Annotated in this window: 1 protein-coding gene; it reads right to left on the bottom strand. The window is 57.0% G+C overall.

Features of this window, described 5'->3' with window-relative positions; all coding sequences use genetic code 11:
- On the bottom strand, positions 1 to 2,070 hold a 2,070-nt coding region (locus SPL68_RS18385; protein ID WP_323816627.1), incomplete at both ends, for an Ig-like domain-containing protein.

Below are 2,070 nucleotides of genomic sequence, written 5' to 3'. Positions count from 1 at the left end.
CAACAAAAGAATCGCTGCCGTTGTAGTTAGCGTTCGGGGTGTAGACGAATGCACCCGTCGCGGTGTTCAAAGAGACGCTGCCGTTGGTGGCATTGCTGGTGATGGCGTAGGACAAGGTATCGCCATCGGCATCAGTTGCCACGATTTGACCGGGCAGCGCTACGTCTTCATCGGTAGTGAGGTTTTGATCGGCACTGACTGGCGCATCGTTCACTGGCGTTACGCCGATAGTCACGGTGCTGGTGGTAGTACCGCCGTTGCCATCGCTGATGGTCACGGTGAATGCATCGCTGCCGTTGTAGTTAGCGTTCGGGGTGTAGACAAAGGCACCAGTCGCGGCATTCAGAGAGACGGTGCCGTTGGTGGCACTGCTGGTGATGGCATAGGACAAGGTATCGCCATCAACATCGGTCGCCACGATTTGACCCGGCAGCGCTACGTCCTCATCGGTAGTGAGGGTTTGATCGGCACTGACTGGCGCATCGTTCACCGGCGTCACACCGATGGTCACGGTGCTGGTAGTGGTACCGCCATTGCCATCGCTGATGGTCACGGTGAATGCATCGCTGCCGTTGTAGTTAGCGTTCGGGGTGTAGACAAAGGCACCAGTCGCGGTGTTCAAAGAGACGCTGCCGTTGGTGGCATTGCTGGTGATGGCGTAGGACAAGGTATCGCCATCAACATCGGTCGCCACGATTTGACCCGGCAGCGCTACGTCCTCATCGGTAGTGAGGGTTTGATCGGCACTGACTGGCGCATCGTTTACTGGCGTTACGCCGATAGTCACGGTGCTGGTAGTCGTACCGCCGTTGCCATCGCTGATGGTGACAACAAAAGAGTCGCTGCCGTTGTAGTTGGCATTCGGGGTATAGACGAAGCTGCCGGTTGCGGCGTTCAGAGAGACAGTGCCATTGGCGGCATTACTGGTGATGGCGTAGGACAAGGTATCGCCATCAACATCAGTTGCCACGATTTGACCGGGCAACGCCACGTCTTCATCGGTAGTGAGGTTTTGATCCGCACTGACTGGCGCATCGTTTACTGGCGTTACGCCGATAGTCACGGTGCTGGTAGTCGTACCGCCGTTGCCATCGCTGATGGTGACAACAAAAGAATCGCTGCCGTTGTAGTTAGCGTTCGGGGTGTAGACGAAACTGCCAGTGGCGGCGTTCAGCGTGACGGTGCCATTGGCTGGATTGCCAGTCAGCGCATAAGCCAAGGTATCGCCATCAACATCGGTCGCCACGATTTGACCCGGCAGCGCTACGTCTTCATCGGTAGTGAGAGATTGATCTGCACTCACTGGCGCATCGTTCACTGGCGTTACGCCGATGGTCACGGTGCTGGTAGTCGTACCGCCATTGCCATCGCTGATGGTCACAGTGAATGCATCGCTGCCGTTGTAATTGGCGTTCGGGGTGTAGACGAAGCTGCCGGTTGCGGTGTTCAGCGTGACGGTGCCGTTGGTTGGATTACCGGTCAGCGAATAAGCCAGAGTATCGCCATCAACATCGGTCGCCACGATTTGACCCGGCAGCGCCACGTCTTCATCGGTAGTGAGGTTTTGATCCGCACTGACTGGCGCATCGTTTACTGGCGTTACGCCGATAGTCACGGTGCTGGTAGTCGTACCGCCGTTGCCATCGCTGATGGTGACAACAAAAGAATCGCTGCCGTTGTAGTTAGCGTTCGGGGTGTAGACGAAACTGCCAGTGGCGGCGTTCAGCGTGACGGTGCCACTGGCTGGATTGCCAGTCAGCGCATAAGCCAAGGTATCGCCATCAACATCGGTTGCCACGATTTGACCGGGCAGCGCCACGTCTTCATCGGTAGTGAGAGATTGATCTGCACTGACTGGCGCATCGTTCACTGGCGTTACGCCGATAGTCACGGTGCTGGTGGTAGTACCGCCGTTGCCATCGCTGATGGTCACGGTGAATGCATCGCTGCCGTTGTAGTTGGCGTTCGGGGTGTAGACGAAGCTGCCGGTTGCGGTGTTCAGAGAGACGGTGCCATTGGCGGCATTACTGGTGATGGCGTAGGACAAGGTATCGCCATCAACATCAGTCG

The sequence above is a fragment of the Cellvibrio chitinivorans genome, assembly GCF_035117775.1.
Lineage (GTDB): Bacteria > Pseudomonadota > Gammaproteobacteria > Pseudomonadales > Cellvibrionaceae > Cellvibrio > Cellvibrio chitinivorans.
This window is presented reverse-complemented; position numbering and strand designations above follow the sequence as displayed.